Here is a 17,174-nt window from a genome sequence, read left to right on the forward strand (position 1 = left end):
CTGTGAGTTTTATTTATCGAGCGCATACACATCGTGCAGCGTGCGCACCGCTAGCTCGGCGTATTTGATATTTACAATCATAGAGATTTTTATCTCGCTCGTGCCAATCATCATAATGTTGATATTTTCCTTTGCCAACGCCTTAAACGCGATACTTGCCACACCGCTATGGGATTTCATACCCACGCCCACGATAGAGACTTTGGCGATATCGCAGTCATACTCGATGCTTTGGACATCTTTTTTGAAGCACTCTAGGACTTTTTTAGCAAGCTCGACTTCGGTTTGTGGAATCGTAAAATCGATATCTGTCTTGCCGTCTCTGCCGATAGTTTGGACGATCATATCCACATTGATATTTGCCTCTGCAAGCGCGCCAAAAATCTCTGCCGCAATCCCGGGGCGATCGAGCACATCGGCTATACTCACCCTAGCTTGATTTTTGTCTAGTGCCACGCCACTGACGATGGGTTTTTCCATAATATCCTCCTCATCTGTTATCAATGTCCCCTCACTCGCAGAAAACGAGCTGCGCGAGACGAGTTTTACTTTGAGTTTTTTTGCGAGCTCCACGGAGCGATTGAGCAGCACTTTAGCCCCCATAGACGCGAGCTCTAGCATTTCATCATAGCTGATCTTATCGATTTTTTTGGCTTTAGATTCTATGCGCGGATCGGTGGTGTAGATCCCATCGACATCGGTGTAAATCTCGCACAAATCCGCATTGAGCGCGCCCGCTAGAGCCACCGCCGAGAGATCACTCCCACCACGCCCAAGCGTGGTCACCTCGCCCTTTTGGGTAACGCCCTGAAAGCCCGCCACCACTACGACATAGCCCTCTTGTAAAAGGCGATTGATAGTCGTCGTATCGATATGCTTGATACGCGCTTTGGTGTGCGTATCCTCTGTGATAATCCCCGCACCGCGCCCGCTTAGGGAGATTGCCTTGATGCCTTTAGATTCTAACGCGATGGCAAGGAGTGCGCTGCTGACACGCTCCCCGGAGCTAAGGAGCATATCCACCTCGCGCGTGTTTGGGAGAGAGGAGAAAAAATGCGCGTATTCTAGCAGCGTATCTGTCTGCCCACTCATCGCCGAGACGACGACGACTAATCCGCATTTGTGGCGCTCTAGGGTGTGTAGGACGCGCTGCGCGACATTTTCTATCCGCTCGCACCCACCCATACTCGTGCCGCCGTATTTTTGCACAATCAGCATTGCCAATCCTTACCATTAGTCTAAGATTTGTCGGGAGAAAAGAAAGTGCAATCATAAAATGAAAATGCTTAAAGTTTTAGCAAGATTAGCAAGGAGTTGCCTTGGGGCAAAAAACACGCTACAATTCCCAAAATTTGCGCAGGGAGTGAAAATGAGGGATACCAAAAGGGATAGCAAGAGGGGGGCTCAAAGGGATTCTAAAAGGCGATGTGGGTTTTGTGGCAGAATGCCCCTAAATGGCGTCAATATCGCGCTCATCGTGCTTATTTGCGTCGTTGTGTATGTCTCTAACCACTTTGAGATGAAGCAATACCGCGCCAACAAAGCCAAAGAGCAGCAAGAACGGCAAACTAAGCAGCAAGAAAAGCCAACACCAAATCAGCTCCAAGAGGAATGTTTTTTCCAAAACAATCGCAAGTCGTGTGAGATTTTAAAAAGCTATGAGGGGCACTAGATCTCGTCGCTACTTTTAGATTCTATGGCGTTTGGTTTTGTAGATAGCAAAATCTGTGGGATCAGATTGCGCAGGGTTAGCCTCAATCTGCTTTGGTTTTCTCTGTGGTAGGGATTTCTGTAAGCTTTTTGGGCTTAGATTCTGTCTTTGTGCGTTGCTTAGAATCTCTTTTAGAGTAATGGCTTCAGAATCTGTGGGGCTAGATTCTGAATCTGCTTGAGATTCTGTTAGGCTAGATTCTAAGCCTACACTAGATTCTGTATTTTCCCTACATTCCGCGCTTGGCTTGCCTCCGACTCGGTGTGGATTCTATAAGCTCACCACTGCAAACAAAAAATTAGTCATTGCGGTGGTGCTTGTGGAGTTTTTGGCGGGTGCGGGGGTAGGAGTTACCTCATAGGTAATGACTACTCCCCCCAAACCCGCCAAATCTACGCAATGATTACCCAAGGAGCCGTTTTCCCGTGGGAGAGACGAATTTCCTTTATCACTCAAGGCACAATATCACTTCATAACCAACTTCAACGCCCCAAGAATCTCATCATTGCGTGCCATCAATGCCCTTAGTCTCTCTAAATGCTCCTCGCGCACGCTTGCAAGCGTAGATTCTATCTCACGCACGAGGGCTTTGGCGATGTTGTTGTGCAAAAAAAGTCGCTCCTGATAGTATTCAAGCCCTATCGCGTTTTGGAGCATATCGCGGATATTTTCCATACTCGGCTCATAGAGGGGGAATCTCTCGCTATCCTTTTGGTAGGCTTGCACGCCCTTAGCGATCTTAGAATCTAGCTCCAAGCACACGAGCTTGATGGCGTTTTTGAGCGTTTTGTCCAAAAGCTGTGCGAGCTCGTGCGTGCGGGAGTGCAGCGATGAGCTAATCCTATCCATTACGGAGCTAAAATCAAGCGCGATAGTGTGGGTTTGCACAAGCCACTCCTGCAAATGCACCGGCAGGCTTAGCACATAGGGCAAAAATAGCGGCGTGCCCCTAGGGTGCGTGCCTAGAGCCTGCTTCTCCCATTCTTGCAAAAGCTCGCCAAAGCTTGGGATCTCGCGCACAAACTCCGCTCCAAATTGCTTGAGTGCCAAAAAGAGCTTGTGCCATTCTGCTATGAGCGGGCTATCCTGCCGCTGCAGGGCATTGAGCACAGAATCTAGAGGCAGCACATACACTTCCTTTTCATACATTTGCGTGGTTTTTAAGCCTAAGGCGTTTTTGGCGGATTTGCTAAAAGTCATTGTGACACGCGTAATCTCGCTAAAAATCTGCTGTGTGAGCGTGAGTAGGCGGGATTCTAAAAGCGAGAAAAGCTGCTGGGATTGGGCATTTAGAGCCTGTGCCTGCATAGAATCTAGCGCGCCATAGCCCTCCAAAATCCCCTCTAGCCTCCTAAGATAAATCTGTGGGATATGCAAACGCCGATAATACTTCAGCACCAAAGCGCGCAGGGCATAGAGTGTCCTGTGCTCTTTGTTTTGAGCCTTTTGGGGCATAAGGTGCGTGTGGAGAAACTCAAACACCTCCACAATCGCAGAATCCTCATAGAACTGCTGTGCTCTCTGGCTGTTAGATTGAGTCTTCGCGCTTAGAGCATTTTTGGCAGAAATGGCGATAATCTCCTCAAAAATCCCGCTAAAGGCTTCCCTAGCGTAGTTGAGGCTTGTCTCAATCTCGGCGGCGTTTTTTAGCCTGTCTTTTTGGTTGAGCACGCAGAGGCTTTTGGCGCGATAATGTCGGATGTGGTTATACAGAATCTCGCGCTCGCTGTTTTTGCCCACATTATCAATGAGGCTCACCCAAATGATTCCATCGACTTCTTGCAGGATTGCGTTGCTAACCTCAGTATCCTCTTGGTTTTGGGAGTTAAAGCCGGGCGTGTCCAAAAATGTGATTTCTTGCAAAAGTGGCAGGGGCGCGAAAAGCTTGTAGTGGCTGATTTGGGCATTGATGAGCGGATCTGCTCGCTCCAAAAAATCTAGCGGCGCAAAGCTGTGCGTGCCGTCTTTGTAAAAAATCTCTAGGTGGAGATTCTCTCCATAGCCTATCTCGCACACCTTAGAAGTCAGCGGGATAATCCCACTAGGGAGTATCTCCTCGCCAAGCAGGGCGTTTAAAAATGTGCTCTTACCACTAGAAAACTGCCCTATCACCGCGACTTTGAGCGGTGCATTAAGCTCGGATAGGAGCTTGTCAAACTTGCTCATATCCGCAGAATCTAGCGCGAAATGCTGACTAAGTAGCGCGCGCGTGGCTAGGATTTTTTGGGCTAGGGGGTTTTGGTATCTAAGCGCGCTAAATTGGGCGATGAAATCTTGTAAGATGCTCATTCTAACTCCTTATAAGCCCGCACGATGCGCTCTTTTAGCTGCGTGATAGAATCTAGCTTTTGCGCGAGGGCGTTTTTTGTCTCTTGGTTGTTGCTTTGCTCAAACTGCAGGAGGGCTTTTTGGAGTGCCTGCTCCTTGTGTGTGATTTGGGTTTGGAAATCCTGCGTGATTGCTTGGGCAATCCCCCCAAAAAACTCCAAAAATCCCTCTTTGGTATGCTCGGATTTGCTAAAAATAAGCTCGCTAAAGCGCGCAAAAGTCTGACTAAATACAGAATCTAGCTTGCTAGCAAGCGCGCTAGAGCCACTAAGCCCAAACACCTCATCGCTTAGCGTATGCACAAAATGCGCGATCTGCTCGTCTTTGGCATAGAAGCTAAAGCTCGGCGGAGTGTGCGCAAAATCCACACTAGGGCAAGCCTCCTGCACCTCGCTGCGCACCTCTTGGATAAGATGTGTGATTTTGGTATTGAGCTTGTATTTATACTCGCGCGTGATGTCAGTAAAGATGTCCTTAAGCGCGATGCTAAAAAGCTCATACAAATCCTCTTTTGGCATAGTGCGGTTTTGCTTCTTAGCATAGGCGATGTTTTGGACAACGCGCTCTTTTAGCCTGTCTTGGGAGGTTTGGAGCGACATAGTGATGAAGTCATTGAGGAGTTTTAGCGTGCCTTCAAGCTCGGTGTTTTTGTCCATAATGGCTTGGGAGATACGCGCAGAGTGCTCGCGCAAGGACTGCATTTGGGCGCGCTCTAGGCTGATAAACTCCTCTAGCTCCTCTTTGCTGGCATTTAAAATCTTAGATTCTAAAGACAAATCGTGCGCGAGCTCGTGGGCAATGCCCGCAAAGGATTTTAGGCAAAGATAGGCGATATCGCGCGCTTTGAGGCTGTTTTCGCCTAGTAGCATTGTGTCGAGATACTCCTCAATCGCCAAAATCCCCGTTTGCTCTAGGGGCATTGGGGCGGAGTCTGGCTGCGTGCGAGCTAGCAGGGCGTTGTAGCTAGAGACGGGCAAAAAGGTAATGCGCGAGAGGATCGCGTGAGAATCTAGGCTCTGGGAGATTTTTACAATCGCATTTTGCAGGCTTTGCTTGGTGTATTGCAGGCTTTGGTGCAGCTCATCTGGTGTGATGAGATCAGCGCGCGTGAGGACAACGAGCAGCCGCGAGATATTGCGCTCTAAAAGCGTCTCTAGGATAAAATCCACATCCACTTGCGTCGCGGCGCAACTGGCATTCATAAGGTGTATGAGCAAATCACAATCCCTAATATACTCCTTTGTGATCTCCTCGCGCTTAGTGATAGGATCGTCTAGCCCGGGCGTATCGACGATATGCACGCCCCCTTGCAGGAACTTTAAGGGCGTGAAAAGCTCGACTTTTTTAATGAGATTGCACAATTTGCTCGCGTGATTAGCAGAAGTGTGGGTGCTAAGCTCGCTTAGCTCGATATGCTGGCTTATGCCCTCTTTAGTGATATAGCGTGAGAGGCTATCCCCAAAGGTGCTCTGGGTTTGCTGCACAAACCGCCTAAGCCCCTCATCGGTGTGTGAATCCGCAAGGATCTCCTCCCACTCGCAAAGATTCCAAAAATGCACTTTGGCGTATTGAGTATGGGCGTATTGGAGCACCGTGAGGTTGGCAGTCTCTGGGATTGTGGAGCTTCCGAGTATCTCCTCGCCAAGCAGGGCGTTCAAAAAGGTGCTCTTACCCGCACTTAGCACGCCCGTAACGCCGATAGAAAACTTTTGCTCCCTTGCATTGTGCCAGATTCTGTGCAGGGCTTGTGTGTGTGAATCTTGCGTGCAGAATCCTTGAAGGGCGTGATAAAACTCCTCCATATCAGCGTGGGTGCGCGTGAGATCTGTGTGGGTGGATTGGGTTTTAGTCTGTGTGGATAAATCCGCCTTGTGCGCGTGGAGGGATAACAACAGATGATGAAAATACGCCTTGGTGATCACTTGCGCCTCGCACAATGCCCAAAAATGCCCTATGAGCTTGGCATAAAGGGGCTGCGTGAGTGCGGGTGTGAGCAAACCTTTAAGCGCGTGCAAATCCTGCGCGCTAGGCACATCTCCAAAAAACTCCGCAAAAAACTCCTGCATAACCTGCGTTTGGCTAAATTGGGGCAGGAGGGCTTCATCGCACACATACACGAGGGCGAGCATTTCATCATTATCTAGCAAATAGCTTTTTACTCTCTCAATCTGCTCTGTGCTCATTGGCTTTGCTTCCTGCATTGCTTCACTCCTTGCCTTATTTTGTGTATCGCCTTGCTCCCCTATATTGCCCTACTCTCTATTGCTTTTGTCTCTCTCCTCGAGATTTTCTAGTCTCTTAGCGACTACGCTTAGCTGATATTGCAAAAAATTTAACACCATTGTGAGTTTTTGAGAATCTTTATCGGGCATACCCAAACCCTCAAAGAGCACGAGCAAGCGATCTTGCAAAAGCTTTAAAAATGTCCTCTCATCGCTTAGGGCTTGGGTATTGTGGGATTCATTAATCACTGAAAGCATTGATGGCTTTAGACGCGTTTTAGAATCTAGCAAGGGATTTGGGGGATTTTTGGGCGTTTGTAGCGCGTCCTTTGGTGCCCTTTTGTCCAAATCCTTAGAATCCTGCGCGCCTGAGCGCCCACCTAAATGCTCAAACATCGCGCTTAGATTCTCTAGCGATGCCTCATAGGGTGCGCTAGATTGCGCTAAGTGCGCTCCCTCTCGCTCCTGTGCGCTAGATTTGCTTGCCTCATCACTCTTTAGAGAATCTCCTGCGCGTAATTCCTTGCCCTCGCGCACATCGCTCTCAAGCGTGTTGATTGTCTCTAGGATAATGTCTTTTAGTTCCATTGCAGTAGCCATTCTTGGAATTTTTTGTTTTGCTCTAAGTCTGAGAGATGATTAAACACCTCTAGCCATTTGGGATCTGCCAGAGAGCTAGAATCTATAAGAGAGTGCGCGGGATTGCTGCTTAGGCGCGCCACACCTAGCCGCGCCTCCTCATTATCTGGCTGGAGCTCTAAAATATCTTGATAGATTTTTAGCGCGTCTTCTTTTAGCCCTTGGTTTTCATAAATAGTCGCTAGCGTGATGGTTTTGATACTGCTCATACTTGCCCTTTGTGCGTAATTTACAAGCCCTACTTTAAGAGGCTTTAAGTCTTAAGATATGCTTTTAGATTCTATCAGATTGTCGCGCATTCTTTCAATATAAATACGCAATCTCATTTTGCCACGATCACATCTATGCCTTGAGGCGGTGTAAAGACAAAAACCCCATCATCAATCTTTGGATTGAGTATATGCCCGCTAAAGACAATGCGCGTAGTCTGCTGGAGTGAATCTTGATAGCTAATCTCTTGTAGTAGCCCTTTATCATCAAAAATGAGAGTATAAAGCGTCTCATTGAGCGTCGTGGTGTATCGCCCCGTAGGCTTACCCTCAGAATCTAACTCCGGCTTAGCACTCTCTAATATCTCAAACACATCGCTTTGTGTGCTAAGCGTGCTGATATACACTTGCTTTAGCGGTGGCTCATACACGCTGATTTTGCCCTCATTGACATACACTTCCTTTTGCATAGGTGGCTCATAGATCCATTTTGCCTTATTGGGAGCCTTTGCCTCTAGCGTGCCAAAGTAGCTCGCCTGCGCGCCATCTTCAGTGATGATGATTTGCTCAAAATCTGCTTTGAGGCTTTTGAGATTTTTGTGAATCTGTTCTCCAAAAAGCGGCGCATTTGCTAAAAAAATCCCTATTATCAAGCACAACTTCCACGATATTTTCATAACCCTAACCTTTAGCGATAATCCCGCCATTATACAAAAGAATTAATGCAAAACACAACCAAACTAAGATACAATGTGCCACTAAGCACCCCAAAACACAAGGATATAAGGAATGTTAGGCAAGATTCTCATCGCAAATCGTGGCGAAATCGCCGTGCGCATTATCCGCGCGTGCAGGGATTTGCATATACAAAGCGTGGCTATTTATTCTCGTGCCGATAGGGATTCTATGCATGTCAAGATGGCTGATGAATCCTATGAAATCAGCGACGATCCGCTGCGTGGGTATCTCGATGCCGATCTCATCGTAGAAGCCGCGCTCAAAATGGGCGCAGACGCGATCCACCCCGGCTATGGATTTTTGAGCGAAAACGCCGCCTTTGCACACAAAGTCTATGAAGCCAACCTCGTGTGGATAGGACCAAATGCCCAAGTCATCACCAAAATGGGGGACAAAAACCAAGCGCGCTCGATTATGCAGCAAAATGGTATCCCCATCGTCCCGGGCACTGAACCGCTCAACCATCTCAATATGGACAAAATCGCACAAATTGCCAAAAAAATCGGCTATCCCATAATCCTCAAAGCAAGTGCTGGTGGTGGCGGGCGCGGAATCCGCGTAGTGGCGCAAGAGCGGGATTTGGAAGAGAGCTTTAATGCCTGCAAGCGCGAGGCGATGGCGTTTTTTAAAAACGATGATGTGTTTATGGAAAAATACATTAGCAATCCGCGCCATATCGAGTTTCAGATCTTAGCAGATAATTATGGCAATGTGATCCACCTAATGGAGCGTGATTGCTCCATTCAGCGGCGACACCAAAAGCTCATAGAAATCGCGCCTAGCCCGCTTATCAGCGAGGATTTGCGCCGCAGAATGGGCGCGACTGCCGTAGCAGCAGCCAAGGCGGTGGGCTACACAAATGCCGGGACTGTGGAGTTTTTGCTCGATGATTATAATAGATTCTATTTTATGGAGATGAATACGCGTATCCAAGTCGAACACGGCATCACTGAGGAAATCACAGGGCTAGATCTCATCGGGCGACAGATACGCATCGCTAGCGGGGAGATCCTCGATCTCACACAGAGCGATATCCGCACGCAAGGCTATGCGATAGAAGCACGCATTAACGCCGAAGATGTTAAAAACGACTTTGTGCCAAATCCGGGCAAAATCACGACTTATTATCCAGCACTTGGACCTTTTGTGCGTGTGGATAGCTGTATTTATAAAGACTATGTGATACCGCCCTTTTATGATTCTATGGTGGCTAAACTCATCGTGCGCGCCTCAAGCTACGATCTAGCCGTCAATAAGCTCGATCGCGCCCTGCAAGAATTCACCATAAAAGGCGTGAAAACCACAATCCCATTTTTGCGCAATATCTGCAAGGACAAGGACTTTAGGCGGGGGGATTTTGATACTTCATTTTTAGAAACCAAGATAGATTCACTAATCCCCGAGCATAGCGAGCACACAGATGATATCGTCGCAGCTATCGCTGCAGCTATCGCGTGCCGCTGCGGAGAGTGAGATGCAAAATGTCTATGAAGATGTGAGCGCGCTTGATAAACGCGTGTGTGAGCGATTTGCCCTCACGCCACAGATTCTAGTAGAAAACGCCGCAAACGCGCTCCTAGAGCTTATCAAGCAAAAAGCGCACAAAAAAAGCGTGGTAACCATCATCTGCGGGAGTGGCGATAATGGCGCGGATGGTTACGCGCTTGCTCGCAAGCTTAGCGGAAGCTATCGCGTGAGAATCTACCAAGCCAAAGAGCCCAAAAGCCCGCTGTGTGTGGAGATGTGCGACAAGGCACGATTGCTTGAGGAGATACGATTTATCACTAAGCTTTTGCCTTGCGATGTGGTGGTGGATTGCCTCTTTGGCAGCGGATTTAGGGGCAGTATGAGCGAGGAACTTTTGCAAGTGCTAAAGACTGCTAATGCCCTCGCACCGCTCAAAATCGCGTGCGATATACCAAGCGGACTTGGTGGGGATTATGAAATATCCACGCCCGTGTTTAGCGCGCATCACACGATGTGTATGGGCGCGCTCAAAACCACGCTATTTAGCGATGTCGCCAAGGACTATGTGGGGGAGATACACCTCGCCGAGCTTGGGGTGGCGCGCCAAAACTATGAGATCGCCTCGCCTCTGAAACTTTTAGAATCTAGCGATCTTTTGCTGCCCACACGCACGCGACAAAACGCGCACAAGGGGGACTTTGGGCATTTGTGCGTGTATGCTGGGAGCAAAAGTGGCGCGGCTATCCTCGCCGCACAGAGCGCCCTGCACTTTGGGGCTGGGCTTGTGAGCGTGGTGGGCGAAAAGCTCACGCCGCCCTATGAGATTATGACAAGCAAGATCGCGCCGCACAACACCACGGCTTTTGCGCTGGGTATGGGGCTAGGAGAGCTTACGCCAAAGATTTTGGGCGATGTGCTCAAGCGCAGCGAGCCCTGCGTAGTGGATGCGGACGCGCTGCATTATGCAGAGATTAGAGAGCTTTTAGAATATCGGAGCTTGCTTGATAGCGCACAGAGGCAAATCGTGCTCACTCCGCACCCTAAGGAATTTGTGGCTCTGCTTAGAATCTGTGGCTTTGGCGATGTCGCCCTCACTCCTACTAATCGCCTAGAATACGCAATGCGCTTTAGCCAACGCTATCCCGAAGTTACGCTCCTGCTTAAAGGTGCGAACACACTCATTGCGCACAGAGAAAAAATCTATATCAATCCCCTCGGGAGCGTCGCGCTGGCTAAGGGCGGGAGTGGCGATGTGCTCGCTGGTATGATAGGCGCGCTGTTAGCACAAGGGCGCAGCGGGGTAGAATCTGCTATCCACGCTTCCCTCGCTCACGCCCTAGCAAGCCATAGAGAATCTAGCACCTACGCCCTCACGCCCCAAAAACTTATAGAAAATCTCTCATTATTAGAAAGGAAACATTGATGAATAACACACAAAACACAGATAGTTTAAAAATCGGCTCTAGGGAGTTTCACTCACGCCTCATCGTAGGAAGTGGCAAATACAAGGACTTTCAGACGACACGCGAGGCGACTTTAGCCTCTGGCGCGCAGGTTATTACCGTGGCGGTGCGACGCGTGAATATCCTCAACAAAGATGAGGAAAATCTGCTTGATTACTTCAAGGATACCGATGTGAGTTTCTTGCCAAATTCCGCAGGCTGTGTCAATGCCAAAGAGGCAATCACGCTTTTTAGGCTCGTGCGGGAGGCGTGTGGGATTGACTTTATCAAGTTAGAAATCATCGGCGATACGCAAAAAACGCTCTATCCTGATGTGATAGAGACGCTAAAGGCGTGTGAGATTCTCGCTCGCGAGGGCTTTGTCGTGCTGGCTTATACCAATGACGATCCCATAGTCGCTAAGCAGCTAGAATCTGCTGGAGCAAGCGCGGTGATGCCACTTGCTGCGCCCATTGGGAGCGGGCTTGGGATACAAAATCGCTACAATATCGCCTTTATCAAAGACGCGCTCAAAGTCCCTGTGATCGTCGATGCGGGGATAGGCTGCGCCTCGGATGCGAGTATCGCTATGGAGCTAGGAGCCGATGGCGTGCTCACCAACACCGCCATAGCCACCGCGAAAAATCCCATTCTAATGGCAGAGGCGATGAAGGACGCTGTGATAGCGGGCAGGAAGAGCTTCCTAGCGGGGCGTATGGACAAAAAGCCCTATGCAAGTGCCTCCTCGCCTGTGGGCGGTATGCCAAAACTCATTTAGGCAATGAATACAGAATCTAGCTTGGTTTATAAAAAAGGTGTTAGCCCAAGGGGCGTTCCTGACGCGGTTACACCAAAACGCCACAGAATCTCGCATTTAGATTCTGTGTATGCTCGCGCAGCGGAGCGAGTGGGGATTTACTCCCCGCAAGCGGCAACAATTTGCCAAAGCAAATTGCACTAAAATGCCAGAATCCACTCGGGCGTTGGCGCGAATTTTTGGATTAATCCTTAGTGCGCAAATCGCCTATGGGCTAGAAGTTGTAGAGTTTAGAATCTACCAAGGGGATCTTTTAGAATCTGTGCGCTATCTCGTGAGCGAAAAATACGATGGCGTGCGCGGCGTGTGGGATTCTAAAGGGCTTAAAACCAAAAGGGGCAATCCCATCAACGCACCGCGCTGCTTTATCGAGCAGCTCCCGCCATTTGCGCTTGATGGGGAGCTGTGGCTTGGGTATGGGCGATTTGAAGAGATGGCAAGCCTTGTGAAAAGGCAAGATTCTACCTGTGAGCAGTGGCGCGATGTGGTGTATCTCGTCTTTGACTCGCCTAGCTGTGGGCTCAAAGACGCGCAACACACGCAATGCACCCTAAGCGAGCGACTAGAGGCAGTGGGGGCGTTTCTCTCCGCGCACCATAGCCCAAATGTCCGCCTCATCGCACAACATATCCTAGAGCCACAAAACCCACACGCCACAGATAGGCAGCTACACGCAATGCTTGAGACAATCACACAATCTAGCGGCGAGGGGCTCATCATACGCCCCGATGAGCGGGGCTACCGCCCGGGCAGGGCAAAAAATGCCTTCAAACTCAAACCCCACACCGATAGCGAGTGCCAAATCATAGGCTACACGCAGGGCAATGGACGCGCAGTGGGCAAAGTCGGGGCATTCATATGCGAGCAAGTGCTCCAAAGCAATGGGGACAATCCGCTTCCCCCACATTGGCAGGGCAAACGCATAACCTTTAAAATCGGCAGCGGGCTTAGCGACGCGCTGCGCACCAATCCCCCGAGAGTGGGCACCACCATCACATACCAATACAATGGCTTTAGCAAAAATGGCATTCCCAAGCACACGCGCTTTGTGAGAATCTCCAACCCCTAGAATCTAGCCCTACACCTCTAGCAGCACCCAATGGGGCGGATAAAACACCTTTTCCCTCGCCTCATTCTCGTCTTTCGTGATCCTCTTAGGAGCGATGACAATCTTATGGGGATTAGCGATACGATACGCCGCCCACCAACTAAAGGTAGAATTTGCGATGATGGCGTGCTTACACGCGCTCATTAGCTCCATCTCTTCTATGGCGTTGCCCTCGTCATTGCCCTCTATGAAGCTAAACTCTAACCCCTCTCGCACCTCTGGGCTTAGCAAATCCAAAAAATGCGCCCTGCACCAAGGCATATCATTACTAAAGACAAAAACACGCGCAGTGGGCAAAGTCTGCTTGATATGGCGCAACGCCCGCTCATAATACGCGCCATCAAGCACTATAAAATGCGCATTTTTGGCGAGCAAATAATCCCCTCGCCGCACGTGTAAAAACACTGAATCTGGCGTCTTATCAATCTGTGTGTAAAGTCTAGCATTTGCGTGGCTTAGCGGATGAGCGAGCCTAAAATCGCGCAAAATCTCTGCTTGCACCTCACGCACATAGTGGTAGGCAAAAAATACCCCACGCAAACAAACACCTTATCCTTGTGCGCAAACACCTCGCGCATACGCGACACATCAAAATCCGTGATAGTCTCAAAAAGCCGCTCCTCCCATTTTGTGTATAGGAATTTTCTTAGAGGTTTTGGCGTGAGGCGATGGAGCTTTTTATACGCCACATAGCGCGTTGGGAATCCACAAGCCAAAAGCGTGGCGATAGTGGATTTAGATTCTCTAATCACAGGCAGTGTGAGTGAAAAACCTTGAAGTTCAAAATTTCTAATGCCCCCCCCCCGAGAGCTATTTTGCGCTTTTGCCCTCACTATGCTTTTTGCCCTCACTCGGGAACCACGAGATATCGACAACTACCTTGTATCCGTGCTTTTGCAAAAACTTCGCAAACGCGTAGTTAAACATCTGATTGCCAAGCCCACCAGCTAGCTTTATCACTATCATTTGTATCCTTCAGATTAGTCTAAGCAAGGGGCAAATCCAAGGTTTCTAAGAGATTTTGCAAATGCGGGGTGGGCTCGGTGCGCCAAAGATTTGCAAAGATTTCCTTGCACATAGGGCAAAGGTGCAGGGGCGTATCGGCATACCAGCCCACCATACTATGCCCCCGATACACGCTAAACTCAAAGGCATTGCGCCTAGGGGCAAAAAGCAGTAGGTGGGGATTGTGCTCAGCATAGAGTCGCCCAAACTCCTCACACGCGCAAAAATGCAGCAATGGCGCGCCCTTGGTGCTAAATTCATCGTGTGAGATGCGATTGACATAAGCCAGAGATTCTAAAAGTGCGCCATCGGGGAAACTCACATAATTCACCCCACCCCTACTCTCCACGGTATTTGCTGCCGCGCTAAGCCCTTGAGTGCGAAACATCTCCTTTAGCTGCTTGGATAAATCCCCAAATCTCGCCAAACTCTTTAGCGTGCGCTCAAACATTGCACCACTCATAAAGGCTTATAGAATCTACTCCCCACACTCACGCTCGATGATATCACACAGCGCGTGTATCACGAGGATATGCACCTCCTGAATCCTCGCGGTATCATCGCTTGGCACGATCATATTGCTCTCACACAATGCCTTCATCGCCCCGCCGTCGCGACCGCTTAGCGCGATTGTCCTGCAGCCTAGCGATTTTGCGACATTGAGGGCATTGAGGACATTTTTAGAATTCCCGCTCGTAGAGATTCCAAAGAGCACATCGCCCTTTTGCGCTAGAGCCTCAACCTGCCTTGAGAATGTGTATTCATACCCATAGTCGTTGCCTATTGCGGTGAGTGCGGAGGTATCCACGCTTAGAGCGATCGCCCCTAGTGCCTTACGCTCCCGCTTGTATCGCCCCGTGAGCTCGGCGGCAAAATGTTGAGAATCTGCCGCGCTCCCGCCATTGCCACAGATGAGCACCTTATTGCCGTTTTTGAGACATTCTAGCAGGATATGCGCGCTCTGCTCGATAGAATCTAACATACACTTAAGCGCATGCGAGCTTATCTCGATATGGTTTAAAAACTCCGCTTGTATAAAATCTTTCATTCTCCACTCCTTATTTTTTCTATGATATTGGTGCTAGACTTGCCCTCGACAAACTCTATGAGCCGCACCTCTTTGACAAACTCACTCCCCGCGATCTCCTTGCCCTCATAATCCGCGCCTTTGACGAGCACATCGGGCGAAAGAGCGGCGATGAGATCGCGTGGGGTATCCTCACTAAAGACCACGATATAATCCACGCATTCCAAACTACCGAGCAAAAACGCCCTATCCTCTTGCGTGTTTATGGGACGAGACGCGCCCTTAAGCCGCGATATGGAATCGTCGCTATTAAGCCCTACGATGAGCATATCGCCAAGCGCGCGTGCCTGCTTAAGATACTGCGCGTGCCCTCTGTGCAGGATATCAAAACACCCATTTGTGAAAACTATGCGCGCCTTTGGATTGCTTTGGCGCAGAGATTGCACCATAGAGCGCATTTGCTCCTTATCTAAAACCTTGCCATTGTCTAGATTCTGTCTGTGTGCGTGGAGATAATGCTCTATCTCGATATGCGTAGCACTCGCGCTCCCCACCTTTGCCACGACTACTGCCGCCGCGCTATTGGCAAACTCACTTGCCCTATAAATATCTAACCCCGCACTTAGCGCAAAGCCTAGAGCTGCGATGACGGTATCCCCCGCGCCCGTTACATCATAGACTTCCTGCGCAAATGTGGGGATTTTCTTGCACACGCCATCATCGATAATCCCTATGCCATCTTCACTTAGCGTGATGAGTGAGATCTCTAGCGCGCACATCTCTTTTAGCCTCTCGCCAGCTTGGAGCAGGCTTGCCTCATTGTGAATCTCAATGCCTGTGGCGAGCGTGGCTTCTTTTTTATTAGGCGTGAGCAAAGTCGCGCCCTTATACTTGCTATAATCACTCCCCTTAGGATCGCATAGCACAAATTTACGCTCGCTACGCGCTAGGGCGATAATCTCCTGAGTAAAATCATAGCCCAAAAAGCCCTTATTGTAATCTGAAAGAATCACGCAATCCACCTGCGCTATGAGCGCGCTTAGATTCTCGCGCACATTTTGCAGCAGTAGAGAATCCACACTCGCCCTACTCTCTCTATCCACGCGCAGCACTTGCTGATTGGCAATCACCACACGACTTTTTTTGGTGCTAGGGCGCGCAGAATCCACAAAGATATGGCTAATATCCGCACCCAAATCCTGCAGCGCACCCACGAGCCACCTACCATCAGCATCATCGCCCACCACGCCACACACATACACTTGCGCGCCAAGGGCTAGCAGATTGTTTGCGACATTGCACGCGCCCCCTAGCCTATTGCTTTCATTTTTCACTTCCACGACTTGCACGGGGGCTTCGGGGGAGATTCTGTTACAATCCCCCCAAATGTAGTGATCGATCATCAAATCCCCAATAACAAGGACTTTGGGGGATTTTTGCTCCAAGCCAAACATCACTTACCTCGCACGCACTTGCGTCTCAAAAATCCGCACAATCTCTGGTATGTAGGATTCTATCCCCTGCTCTAGGCTAAAGCGCGGCGTGTAGGAGAGGAACTCCTCACTTAGGCTAATATCCGCTTGCGTGTGGTTTTGGTAGAACACATAAGGATTGTCAATATACTCCACTTCAAAATCCCCAAGGTGTTTTTTGAGTATCTCCACAATATCATTAAAGCTCCGCGCCACGCCCGCACCGACATTATACACGCCACTTGCACGCGCCTCTATGGCTTTGACATTTGCCTGAATCACATCTTTGATATACACAAAATCCCGCAGCTGCTCGCCGTGTTTGAACAATCGCACTTTTTTGTGCTCCAACGCCTGCAAGCCTAGCTGCAAAATCATTGAGGCGGTTTTGCCTTTATAAAACTCCCGCTCGCCATAGACATTAAAATACCGCAAGCCAATGAGGGGAGTTTGAGAATCTCGCTCTAGGATTTTGCGCGCAAAAACATCCATTTGGAGCTTAGAATACCCATAGATATTCTCTGGCACCTCGCCCACGCCTAGGCTATTGGGAGCTGGGGAATTGCCATAAGTCCCTGCCGATGAGGCATAAATGAGCATAGCACCCCTTTGCCTAGCTATCTCATAGAGATTCACAAATGCCTCGAAGTTTGTCTCTAACATAAGCTTTTGGTCCATCGCAGTGGTATCTGAGATAGCCGCCTGATGAAAGATATAGTCAAAATCTCGGTTTTTAATCTTATCAAGATCTTTTATGAGATCCCCCACGATCACTTCCCCGTGAAACTCAAGGAGATTCTTAAAATGCCCAAGGCTTGTGGGGTTGCCACTAGGGAAGTAGGTGTCATCGCGGAATTTATCAAACACGCAGACATTAGCCTGTGGGTGATGCTTTTGAAAATACAAGGCGAGATTGCTCCCGATAAATCCCGCTCCGCCTGTGATGAGGATATTTTTGTCCGCCAAATCGTCATAAATGTATTTCATAC

The 17,174-nt window shown here is 49.3% G+C and carries 20 protein-coding genes; 7 read left to right on the forward strand and 13 right to left on the reverse strand.

Features of this window, described 5'->3' with window-relative positions:
- Positions 1 to 9: 9 nt before the first annotated feature.
- Positions 10 to 1,218 (reverse strand): aspartate kinase, encoded by a 1,209-nt coding sequence (locus ACH2BK_RS01095; protein ID WP_394994529.1) that lies wholly within the window; start codon positions 1,216 to 1,218, stop codon positions 10 to 12.
- Between the two features lie 151 nt (positions 1,219 to 1,369).
- On the opposite strand from ACH2BK_RS01095, the gene ACH2BK_RS01100 reads away from it, so the two are divergent.
- Both ACH2BK_RS01100 and ACH2BK_RS01105 read left to right on the forward strand, forming a co-directional pair.
- Positions 1,370 to 1,672, forward strand: a complete 303-nt coding sequence (locus tag ACH2BK_RS01100) for a hypothetical protein (RefSeq protein WP_395001760.1) — start codon at positions 1,370 to 1,372, stop codon at positions 1,670 to 1,672.
- 55 nt (positions 1,673 to 1,727) lie between these two features.
- The gene (locus ACH2BK_RS01105; RefSeq protein ID WP_395001761.1) at positions 1,728 to 1,892 is read left to right on the forward strand and encodes a hypothetical protein; all 165 of its coding nucleotides are present in this window, start codon (positions 1,728 to 1,730) and stop codon (positions 1,890 to 1,892) included.
- 284 nt (positions 1,893 to 2,176) lie between these two features.
- On the opposite strand, the gene ACH2BK_RS01110 is transcribed toward ACH2BK_RS01105, so the two are convergent.
- The 5 genes from ACH2BK_RS01110 to lolA all read right to left on the reverse strand — a co-directional run bounded on the left by ACH2BK_RS01110 (position 2,177) and on the right by lolA (position 7,786).
- The gene (locus ACH2BK_RS01110; protein WP_395001762.1) at positions 2,177 to 4,000 is read right to left on the reverse strand and encodes a dynamin family protein; all 1,824 of its coding nucleotides are present in this window, start codon (positions 3,998 to 4,000) and stop codon (positions 2,177 to 2,179) included.
- Positions 3,997 to 6,240 (reverse strand): dynamin family protein, encoded by a 2,244-nt coding sequence (locus tag ACH2BK_RS01115; RefSeq protein ID WP_395001763.1) that lies wholly within the window; start codon positions 6,238 to 6,240, stop codon positions 3,997 to 3,999. Before ACH2BK_RS01115 ends, ACH2BK_RS01110 begins: the two co-directional genes overlap by 4 nt.
- A gap of 51 nt (positions 6,241 to 6,291) precedes the next feature.
- Entirely contained in the window at positions 6,292 to 6,849 is a 558-nt protein-coding gene (locus ACH2BK_RS01120; RefSeq protein ID WP_394994515.1) for a hypothetical protein, read from the reverse strand.
- Positions 6,840 to 7,109, reverse strand: a complete 270-nt coding sequence (locus tag ACH2BK_RS01125) for a tetratricopeptide repeat protein (RefSeq protein WP_394994513.1) — start codon at positions 7,107 to 7,109, stop codon at positions 6,840 to 6,842. Before ACH2BK_RS01125 ends, ACH2BK_RS01120 begins: the two co-directional genes overlap by 10 nt.
- A gap of 113 nt (positions 7,110 to 7,222) precedes the next feature.
- Positions 7,223 to 7,786 (reverse strand): LolA-like outer membrane lipoprotein chaperone, encoded by a 564-nt coding sequence (gene lolA / locus ACH2BK_RS01130; protein ID WP_395001764.1) that lies wholly within the window; start codon positions 7,784 to 7,786, stop codon positions 7,223 to 7,225.
- A gap of 112 nt (positions 7,787 to 7,898) precedes the next feature.
- Between lolA and ACH2BK_RS01135 the strand changes: the two genes are divergently transcribed.
- From ACH2BK_RS01135 to ACH2BK_RS01155, 5 genes are read left to right on the forward strand one after another with little or no spacing between them, the layout of a single operon-like run.
- Positions 7,899 to 9,320: an acetyl-CoA carboxylase subunit A gene (locus tag ACH2BK_RS01135; protein ID WP_394994507.1), complete on the forward strand. Its 1,422-nt coding sequence runs from the start codon at positions 7,899 to 7,901 to the stop codon at positions 9,318 to 9,320.
- Positions 9,268 to 10,737, forward strand: coding sequence for an NAD(P)H-hydrate dehydratase (locus ACH2BK_RS01140; protein ID WP_394994505.1), 1,470 nt, complete (start codon positions 9,268 to 9,270; stop codon positions 10,735 to 10,737). Before ACH2BK_RS01135 ends, ACH2BK_RS01140 begins: the two co-directional genes overlap by 53 nt.
- The gene (locus ACH2BK_RS01145) at positions 10,737 to 11,534 is read left to right on the forward strand and encodes a thiazole synthase (RefSeq protein WP_395001765.1); all 798 of its coding nucleotides are present in this window, start codon (positions 10,737 to 10,739) and stop codon (positions 11,532 to 11,534) included. Before ACH2BK_RS01140 ends, ACH2BK_RS01145 begins: the two co-directional genes overlap by 1 nt.
- A gap of 3 nt (positions 11,535 to 11,537) precedes the next feature.
- Positions 11,538 to 11,717, forward strand: a complete 180-nt coding sequence (locus ACH2BK_RS01150) for a hypothetical protein (RefSeq protein ID WP_395001766.1) — start codon at positions 11,538 to 11,540, stop codon at positions 11,715 to 11,717.
- Between the two features lies 1 nt (position 11,718).
- Positions 11,719 to 12,642: a DNA ligase gene (locus tag ACH2BK_RS01155; protein ID WP_395001767.1), complete on the forward strand. Its 924-nt coding sequence runs from the start codon at positions 11,719 to 11,721 to the stop codon at positions 12,640 to 12,642.
- 9 nt (positions 12,643 to 12,651) lie between these two features.
- Here the strand turns inward: ACH2BK_RS01155 and ACH2BK_RS01160 are convergent, their stop codons facing one another.
- From ACH2BK_RS01160 to rfaD, 7 genes are read right to left on the reverse strand one after another with little or no spacing between them, the layout of a single operon-like run.
- Positions 12,652 to 13,221, reverse strand: a complete 570-nt coding sequence (locus ACH2BK_RS01160) for an alpha-1,2-fucosyltransferase (RefSeq protein WP_395001768.1) — start codon at positions 13,219 to 13,221, stop codon at positions 12,652 to 12,654.
- The gene (locus ACH2BK_RS01165; RefSeq protein WP_395001769.1) at positions 13,137 to 13,514 is read right to left on the reverse strand and encodes a hypothetical protein; all 378 of its coding nucleotides are present in this window, start codon (positions 13,512 to 13,514) and stop codon (positions 13,137 to 13,139) included. Before ACH2BK_RS01165 ends, ACH2BK_RS01160 begins: the two co-directional genes overlap by 85 nt.
- Positions 13,492 to 13,647: a hypothetical protein gene (locus ACH2BK_RS01170; protein ID WP_394994491.1), complete on the reverse strand. Its 156-nt coding sequence runs from the start codon at positions 13,645 to 13,647 to the stop codon at positions 13,492 to 13,494. The genes ACH2BK_RS01165 and ACH2BK_RS01170 overlap by 23 nt, the downstream gene beginning before the upstream one ends.
- Before the next feature lie 19 nt (positions 13,648 to 13,666).
- Complete coding sequence (locus ACH2BK_RS01175) at positions 13,667 to 14,149, reverse strand: hypothetical protein (RefSeq protein WP_395001770.1); 483 nt, start codon at positions 14,147 to 14,149, stop codon at positions 13,667 to 13,669.
- A gap of 15 nt (positions 14,150 to 14,164) precedes the next feature.
- Positions 14,165 to 14,734 carry a D-sedoheptulose 7-phosphate isomerase gene (gene gmhA / locus ACH2BK_RS01180; RefSeq protein ID WP_394994486.1) on the reverse strand — a complete coding sequence of 190 codons (570 nt, stop codon included), beginning with the start codon at positions 14,732 to 14,734 and terminating at the stop codon, positions 14,165 to 14,167.
- Positions 14,731 to 16,167: a D-glycero-beta-D-manno-heptose-7-phosphate kinase gene (gene rfaE1, locus ACH2BK_RS01185; RefSeq protein WP_394994483.1), complete on the reverse strand. Its 1,437-nt coding sequence runs from the start codon at positions 16,165 to 16,167 to the stop codon at positions 14,731 to 14,733. The genes gmhA and rfaE1 overlap by 4 nt, the downstream gene beginning before the upstream one ends.
- A gap of 3 nt (positions 16,168 to 16,170) precedes the next feature.
- Positions 16,171 to 17,172 carry an ADP-glyceromanno-heptose 6-epimerase gene (gene rfaD / locus ACH2BK_RS01190; protein WP_395001771.1) on the reverse strand — a complete coding sequence of 334 codons (1,002 nt, stop codon included), beginning with the start codon at positions 17,170 to 17,172 and terminating at the stop codon, positions 16,171 to 16,173.
- Positions 17,173 to 17,174 lie beyond the last annotated feature (2 nt).

Origin of the sequence: uncultured Helicobacter sp., from assembly GCF_949282165.1 — a bacterium.
Classification (GTDB): domain Bacteria; phylum Campylobacterota; class Campylobacteria; order Campylobacterales; family Helicobacteraceae; genus Helicobacter_F.

Coding starts and splice junctions, on each gene's coding strand:
- ACH2BK_RS01170 (WP_394994491.1), bottom strand. CDS start 13,647: ATGATAGTGATAAAGCTAGCTGGTGGGCTTGGCAATCAGATGTTTAAC.
- ACH2BK_RS01140 (WP_394994505.1), top strand. CDS start 9,268: ATGATATCGTCGCAGCTATCGCTGCAGCTATCGCGTGCCGCTGCGGAG.
- ACH2BK_RS01100 (WP_395001760.1), top strand. CDS start 1,370: ATGAGGGATACCAAAAGGGATAGCAAGAGGGGGGCTCAAAGGGATTCT.
- ACH2BK_RS01175 (WP_395001770.1), bottom strand. CDS start 14,149: ATGAGTGGTGCAATGTTTGAGCGCACGCTAAAGAGTTTGGCGAGATTT.
- ACH2BK_RS01120 (WP_394994515.1), bottom strand. CDS start 6,849: ATGGAACTAAAAGACATTATCCTAGAGACAATCAACACGCTTGAGAGC.
- gmhA (WP_394994486.1), bottom strand. CDS start 14,734: ATGAAAGATTTTATACAAGCGGAGTTTTTAAACCATATCGAGATAAGC.
- ACH2BK_RS01115 (WP_395001763.1), bottom strand. CDS start 6,240: ATGCAGGAAGCAAAGCCAATGAGCACAGAGCAGATTGAGAGAGTAAAA.
- ACH2BK_RS01145 (WP_395001765.1), top strand. CDS start 10,737: ATGAATAACACACAAAACACAGATAGTTTAAAAATCGGCTCTAGGGAG.
- ACH2BK_RS01135 (WP_394994507.1), top strand. CDS start 7,899: ATGTTAGGCAAGATTCTCATCGCAAATCGTGGCGAAATCGCCGTGCGC.
- lolA (WP_395001764.1), bottom strand. CDS start 7,786: ATGAAAATATCGTGGAAGTTGTGCTTGATAATAGGGATTTTTTTAGCA.
- ACH2BK_RS01110 (WP_395001762.1), bottom strand. CDS start 4,000: ATGAGCATCTTACAAGATTTCATCGCCCAATTTAGCGCGCTTAGATAC.
- rfaE1 (WP_394994483.1), bottom strand. CDS start 16,167: ATGTTTGGCTTGGAGCAAAAATCCCCCAAAGTCCTTGTTATTGGGGAT.
- rfaD (WP_395001771.1), bottom strand. CDS start 17,172: ATGAAATACATTTATGACGATTTGGCGGACAAAAATATCCTCATCACA.
- ACH2BK_RS01150 (WP_395001766.1), top strand. CDS start 11,538: ATGAATACAGAATCTAGCTTGGTTTATAAAAAAGGTGTTAGCCCAAGG.
- ACH2BK_RS01125 (WP_394994513.1), bottom strand. CDS start 7,109: ATGAGCAGTATCAAAACCATCACGCTAGCGACTATTTATGAAAACCAA.
- ACH2BK_RS01095 (WP_394994529.1), bottom strand. CDS start 1,218: ATGCTGATTGTGCAAAAATACGGCGGCACGAGTATGGGTGGGTGCGAG.
- ACH2BK_RS01155 (WP_395001767.1), top strand. CDS start 11,719: ATGCCAGAATCCACTCGGGCGTTGGCGCGAATTTTTGGATTAATCCTT.